The sequence below is a fragment of the Rhizobacter sp. P2_H2 genome (genome assembly GCF_056403375.1).
In genome coordinates this window covers 1-1,139 of the sequence record NZ_JBFUFP010001408.1, presented here as the reverse complement: position 1 = coordinate 1,139, position 1,139 = coordinate 1, and the positions used below count along the sequence as shown (strand labels likewise).

The window sequence follows — 1,139 nt, the reverse complement described above, 5'->3', positions numbered from 1 at the left end:
CGCTGAGCCTGGCCAAGTTCAACCGCATCCTGAAGGTCGACGTGCTGGCACGCACCGCCACCGTGCAGTGCGGCGTGCGCAACCTCGCGATCAGCGAGGCGGCCGCCCCCTACGGGCTGTACTACGCGCCCGACCCGAGCAGCCAGATCGCCTGCACCATCGGCGGCAACGTGGCCGAGAACTCCGGCGGCGTGCACTGCCTGAAGTACGGGCTGACGATCCACAACGTGCTGCGCGTGCGCGGCTTCACCGCGCAGGGCGAGGCGGTGGAGTTCGGCTCCGAGGCGCTCGACGCCGCCGGGCTCGACCTGATGTCGGTGCTGGTCGGCAGCGAGGGCATGCTCGCGGTCGTCACCGAGGTCACCGTGAAGCTGGTGCCCAAGCCGCTGCTCGCGCGCTGCATCATGGCGAGCTTCGACGACATCCGGCAGGCCGGCGACGCGGTCGCCAACGTGATCGCCGCCGGCATCATCCCGGCCGGGCTCGAGATGATGGACAAGCCGATGACGGCCGCCGTCGAGGATTTCGTGCACGCCGGCTACGACCTGAACGCCCAGGCCATCCTGCTGTGCGAGAGCGACGGCACGCCCGAAGAGGTGGCCGAGGAGATCGGCCGCATGCTCGACGTGCTGGCCGGCAGCGGCGCGGCACGCATGGAGGTCAGCAAGGACGAGGCGCAGCGGCTGCGCTTCTGGAGCGGCCGCAAGAACGCCTTCCCGGCGAGCGGGCGCATCAGCCCCGACTACATGTGCATGGATTCGACGATCCCGCGCAAGCGGCTGGCCGACATCCTGCTCGCGATCGGCGAGATGGAGAAGAAGTACGGGCTGCGTTGCGCCAACGTGTTCCATGCCGGCGACGGCAACCTGCACCCGCTGATCCTGTTCGACGCGAACGACCCCGACCAGCTGCACCGCTGCGAGCTGTTCGGCGCCGACATCCTCGAGACCAGCGTCGCGATGGGCGGCTCGGTGACCGGCGAGCACGGCGTGGGCGTCGAGAAGCTGTCGTCGATGTGCGTGCAGTTCTCCGATGCCGAGCGCGAGCAGATGCTGGCCGTCAAGCATGCGTTCGATCCGGCCGGGCTGCTGAACCCCGGCAAGGTGATCCCGACGCTGGTGCGCTGCGCGGAGTACGGC

At 69.4% G+C, this 1,139-nt stretch carries 1 protein-coding gene; it reads left to right on the top strand.

Annotated elements, in window-relative coordinates:
- The coding region (locus tag AC1D15_RS33515) for an FAD-linked oxidase C-terminal domain-containing protein (protein ID WP_477829457.1) at positions 1-1,139 on the top strand (1,139 nt) is incomplete at both ends.